This is a genomic window from uncultured Bradyrhizobium sp. (assembly GCF_936943645.1).
GTDB lineage: Bacteria > Pseudomonadota > Alphaproteobacteria > Rhizobiales > Xanthobacteraceae > Bradyrhizobium.
Window position 1 is genome coordinate 1 of record NZ_CAKZJO010000032.1, and the last position, 5074, is coordinate 5074.

A 5074-nucleotide genomic window follows, 5' to 3' on the forward strand; every position below is an offset into this window, starting at 1 on the left:
GGGGGGGGGGGGGGGGGGCTCTCCGCGAGTCAAACTGTCACCGTCCCTGTGGAGACTCCCCCTCACCCTGACCCTCTCCCCGCAGGCGGGGAGAGGGGAAGAAGGCGCCGTGTTCCCTTATATCGTCCCGATTTCGCGGATTGCCAGCGCCAACGCTCCATGCCGCCGGGTTGTTGATCAGCCTCTTCTATGCTTTGAGGGTCCATATCGCCGCCGCCGGTCCAGCCTGATGCTGTTCAATTCCTACCCGTTCATCCTGCTGTTCCTGCCGATCGTGCTGGCGGGCTATTTCTGGCTTGGGCGGCACAGCAATCTGACACCGGTGATCTGGCTGGCGCTGGCCTCGCTCGCCTTCTATGCCATCGGCAGCTGGCAGTTCTCAGGCCTGTTGCTGCTCTCGATCGCGTTCAACTACGGCGTCGGCCATCTCCTGATCGTGGCGAAGCTCGGGGCCTCGCAACGAAAGGCAGTGCTCGCGCTCGGCGTCGCCGGCGATCTGCTGGTGCTTGGCATCTTCAAATATGCCGGCTTCGTCACCGAGAACCTCAACGCCCTGTTCGGCACCCACGCCGCGGTCCACATCTTGCTGCCCGTCGGCATCTCCTTCTACACCTTCACCCAGATTGCGTTCCTGGTCGATGCCTGGCGCGGCCGGGTCGCCGCCTACGCGCTGCCGCATTATGCGCTGTTCGTGACTTATTTTCCGCATCTGATCGCAGGGCCGATCCTTCACCACAAGGACATGATCCCGCAATTCGAGCGCGAGGAGACCAAGCGCCCGGACGGGCATCTCATGCTGTGCGGCGTCATCATCTTCGCCATCGGCCTGTTCAAGAAGACCTGCCTCGCCGACGGCATCCAGCCGCTGGTCGCGCTCGCTTTCGAAGCCCGCTCGCCGAGCTTTGACCAGGCCTGGTGTGGTGCGCTCGCCTACACGTTCCAGCTCTATTTCGATTTCTCCGGCTATTCCGACATGGCGATCGGGATCTCGCTGATGTTCGGCATCTTCCTGCCCGTCAACTTCAACTCACCCTACAAGGCCACCAGCATCGTCGATTTCTGGCGGCGCTGGCACATGACGCTGTCGCAATTCCTGCGCGATTATCTCTACATCCCGCTCGGCGGCAACCGCAGGGGGCGCGTGCTGCGCTATGTCAATCTGATGATCACGATGCTGCTCGGCGGGCTCTGGCACGGCGCAGCCTGGACGTTTGTCGTTTGGGGCGCGCTGCACGGCGCCTATCTCTGCGTCAACCACGCCTTCAACGCGCTGGTGCCTGGCGTTCCGGGGGTGCTGGCGCAACCTGTCCGCATTGCGGGCGCTGTGCTGACGTTCCTCGCCGTCGTCGTCGCCTGGGTGTTCTTCCGGGCCGCGAGCATGGAGTGGGCGCTCCGGGTGCTCCATGCGATGGCCGATCCCTCCAACATCGTCTTCGACCGCGAGGAGATCGCAGCCCTCGTCCTCATTGCGGTCTATGCTGCGCTGGTATGGCTGGCGCCGAACACGCAAGCGCTCATGGGATACGATCACGACAACCGCAGGGTCGGCGAGGCCTTGCGGGCCGGGCGTATGCGGCCGCTGGTTCTCTATGGTACGTCGCTGGTGCTCGCCTTCGGACTTCTCGGAATCCAGAGCCACAGCGAATTCATTTATTTCCGGTTCTGATGCGCGGAGCGTTCACATATCTGAGGCGTCTGCTGCTCGCCAGCATCGTGTGCGTGCTGGGTGCGGCCGCGCTGACTTACGCCGTCGATCCACTGCAGCTGTTTCGCTCCTCGCCGCGCGCATTCTATTCCGACGACACGCGCGTGCAGAATGCCGGGCTGATCCGCAGCCAGCCGTTCGACACCGCCTTCATGGGCACCTCGCTCGCGATCCATTTCCGCCAGAGCGACATCGACCGCGCGCTCGACGTGCATTCGCTCAAGCTGGCGATGACCGGCTCCAATTCGCGACAGCAGGCCTTCGTGCTGGAGCGGGCGATCGCGCACGGCGCGAAACGGGTGATCTGGGAAATGGACGATTTCATCTTCGTCGATGCTGCCGACATCGAGACGGATCCCTATCTGTCCGTCGATCTCTATCGCGGGACCGCGAAGGGGATCGCGTCCTATCTGTTCAGCGCGGCGATGGCGAAGGAATCCCTGTTCACGCTGCTGCGCTCGGTTCCGCCATTGCGCCAGCCGCTGACCCGGGCGGCACCTTATCTTCCGGTCAAGTTCGCCTTGTCGGATGTAGACGACATCTACGCGCTGCCGCGCGATTTCGATATCGCCCGCGACTACAATGCGACGAAGACGCTGGCGTCGTTCGCTTACATCACGGCTCCCTCGCGCAGCCGCTTTCTCGGCGAAAGCTACGGCTTTGAGGCCATGGTGCGGCATTTCGAGCAGGATGCCGTCGGCCTGATCGCGCGCCATCCCGAGGTGACCTTCGACATCTACTTCCCGCCTTATTCGATCCTGCAATTCGTCGCCATGCGCGATGCCTCGCCCGACACGCTGAAGATCGTGACTGATCTCACGGCGGTGATCGCGCAGCGCCTGACGCAGCTTCCCAACGTCCGCCTGCACGATTTCCGGGGGATCAAGGCGGTGACGCACGATCTGAATAACTACGGCGATGTCATCCACCATTCGCCGGTGGTGGACGCAATGGTGTTGAAGTGGTTGGCGGGCGGGGAGTATCGGGTCGATCCGAAGACGCCGACCGCGTCACTGGAGCAGCTGAAAGCGCAAGTGGAGGTGTATCGGTTGCCGAAGCCCTAGCCAAACACTCCGCTGTCGTCCCGGATCTGCGCTCCACGCTGACAACGCTGCGCGTTGCCGGCGCTCCGCTTGTCCGGGACGACAGCGGTGCTTGTAGTGTCTTGTTACGTTACGCCGCCACCTCGTCCCCGAGATACGACACTGCCGCTTCCAGCCCGCCCTTGCCGTGCGGGATCTTCAGCGCGTTCAGCCCGACCTCGATCACCCCGAGCGTGCCGAGCAGCATCGGCGCGTTGACGTGACCCATATGGGCGATGCGGAAGGCCTGGCCGGAGAGATCGCCGATGCCGGTGCCGAGCACGACGCCGCACTTGTCCTTGCAATAGCGTTGCAGCACCGCGGGGTCGTGGCCGTTGCTCATGGTCACCGTGGTCACGGTGTTGGAACGCTCGTTCGCCTCCGCGACGTTGAAGCCGAGCACCTGGCCTTCCGACCAGACGGAGACCGCGCGGCGCGCGGCTTCGCCAAGCAGGCTGTGACGGCGGAAGGCGTTTTCGAGCCCTTCCTCGTGCAGCATGTCGATCGCCTTGCGCAGCCCGAACAACAGATGCACCGGCGCGGTGCCGGCATATTTGCGATAGTTCTCGGTGCCCTCGCGCTCGCTCCAGCTCCAATAGGGCGTCGACATGTTGGCCTTCTTGTGCACCTCGAGCGCGCGCGCATTGGCGGCGACGAAGCCGAGACCGGGCGGCGTCATCAGGCCCTTCTGCGAGCCGGACATCGCGACGTCGATGCCCCATTTGTCCATCTCGAACGGCATGCAGCCGAGCGAGGCCACGGTGTCGACCATGTAGAGTGCGGGATGGCCGCTGGCCTTGATCGCCTTGCCGATCGCCTCGATGTCGTTCTGCACGCCCGAGGCCGTGTCGACCTGGACCACGACGACGGCCTTGATGCTGTGCTCCTTGTCGCGGCGCAGCCGCTCCTCGACCTCGTGCGGCCGCACCGCGCGGCGCCAGTCGCCCTTGAGCACCTCGACCTCGGCGCCCATCAGCGCCGCCGCATTGCCCCAGCCGATCGCAAAGCGCCCGCTCTCCAGCACCAGCACCTTGTCGCCGCGTGACAGCACGTTGCTGAGCGCGGCTTCCCAGGCGCCGTGACCGTTGGCGATGTAGATGTAGGACTTGCCCTTGGTCGCGAACAGTTTCGAAATGTCGTCGAGCAGGCTCTCGGTCAGGTCGAGCATCTCCTTGGAGTAGATGTCGATCGCCGGACGATGCATCGCCCGCAGCACCTCGTCGGGCATCGTGGTGGGCCCGGGGATGGCCAGAAACTCCCGGCCCGCGCGAACGGTCATTGCTGTCGGTCCTTATTGCCAGAGAACGGATGGGTGGGTGGCTGTAACAACGATTTTACGCGGGGCGAGGGCCTTGGAAAAGCGTCCAAAACGCAGGTCTGGTTATCGCTTGGTCTCGCGGCAGCCGGCGGCCTCCGCCTCTTCCACCGAGCAGAACCAGCGGGTGCCCTTGCTGATCTTCATCTTGATCTGGGTGTACCAGCGACTGGTCGGCCGGTGATAGATGCACTCGCCGGCACTGTTGACGTTGCCCTTGATGGTGCAGTCCGGGGAGGGCGCCACCGGTCCCGAGGCCGAAGCGAGCAGCACGGCATGCGCGCCATCAGGCGGCTTGGTCGCACCCAGGATCTGCGTCTTCTTGTTGCGCACGCGCCAGTCCCATGGCGCGATGAAGGCGCCCTGCCACATCCCGGCCTTGGCTTCACGCGCGGCCTTTTCGTCTGCTTCGTAATCGTGGGACATCCGGGTGTAGGCCAGCGCCCAGCCGCTGCGCACCAGCCATTTCTGGATGTCCTCGCCGCCGACCTCGCAACGCGCCACGGTGCGGCCGCGCCGGTCGATCGAACGGGCGTGACAGACCCAGCTCTTGCCGTCGGCGTATTTGGCGAGCGCGTCGCGCGCTGCGACGCCGCAGGTCCAGCGCTCCGCCTTGGTGTTGAGGCAGAGCTGGTCGATCGCGGGCGCGTCGATGCCGCCGAGCCGGATCCGCGTATTGCCGATCGCGACGGTATCGCCGGCGCGGATTTTTGCCGTGCCGGTGATGTCGGCGGCGTGGGCAAGCGAGGGAAGAGCGAGCAGAGACAGCGCAATCAGGAATTTTCGCAACATGCCGGTCCGCGTGTGATGAAACGATCGATAAGCCGCGCAATTGTGGTCGGCTTTTGGCCGCCGGGCCAGCTTATGCCTAACGGTTAGGCTTTCAACTTCCCGTCATTGCGCGACGGCGTTCTTACCCTCCCCTGGAGGGGGAGGGTCGGCATGCGATCGAGCAAAGCGAGATTGCGTGAC

The 5074-nt window shown here is 64.2% G+C and carries 4 protein-coding genes; 2 read left to right on the plus strand and 2 right to left on the minus strand.

The window, feature by feature from the left end; genetic code table 11:
* Positions 1-229: 229 nt before the first annotated feature.
* Both Q0743_RS03765 and Q0743_RS03770 read left to right on the plus strand, forming a co-directional pair.
* Positions 230-1666: an MBOAT family protein gene (locus tag Q0743_RS03765; RefSeq protein WP_298240248.1), complete on the plus strand. Its 1437-nt coding sequence runs from the start codon at positions 230-232 to the stop codon at positions 1664-1666.
* Complete coding sequence (locus Q0743_RS03770; protein WP_298240249.1) at positions 1666-2769, plus strand: hypothetical protein; 1104 nt, start codon at positions 1666-1668, stop codon at positions 2767-2769. Before Q0743_RS03765 ends, Q0743_RS03770 begins: the two co-directional genes overlap by 1 nt.
* 109 nt (positions 2770-2878) lie before the next feature.
* On the opposite strand, the gene Q0743_RS03775 is transcribed toward Q0743_RS03770, so the two are convergent.
* Together Q0743_RS03775 and Q0743_RS03780 are read right to left on the minus strand one after the other, a co-directional pair.
* Positions 2879-4066, minus strand: coding sequence for an aminotransferase class V-fold PLP-dependent enzyme (locus Q0743_RS03775; RefSeq protein ID WP_298240250.1), 1188 nt, complete (start codon positions 4064-4066; stop codon positions 2879-2881).
* Positions 4067-4168: 102 nt separating this feature from the next.
* A complete protein-coding gene (locus Q0743_RS03780; protein WP_298240251.1) occupies positions 4169-4894 on the minus strand; it encodes a thermonuclease family protein in 726 nt (241 codons plus the stop codon).
* Positions 4895-5074 lie beyond the last annotated feature (180 nt).

Bases quoted from the DNA above. Each gene is read 5' to 3' on its own strand.
- Q0743_RS03765 (WP_298240248.1), top strand. From the start codon at position 230: ATGCTGTTCAATTCCTACCCGTTCATCCTGCTGTTCCTGCCGATCGTG.
- Q0743_RS03770 (WP_298240249.1), top strand. From the start codon at position 1,666: ATGCGCGGAGCGTTCACATATCTGAGGCGTCTGCTGCTCGCCAGCATC.
- Q0743_RS03775 (WP_298240250.1), bottom strand. From the start codon at position 4,066: ATGACCGTTCGCGCGGGCCGGGAGTTTCTGGCCATCCCCGGGCCCACC.
- Q0743_RS03780 (WP_298240251.1), bottom strand. From the start codon at position 4,894: ATGTTGCGAAAATTCCTGATTGCGCTGTCTCTGCTCGCTCTTCCCTCG.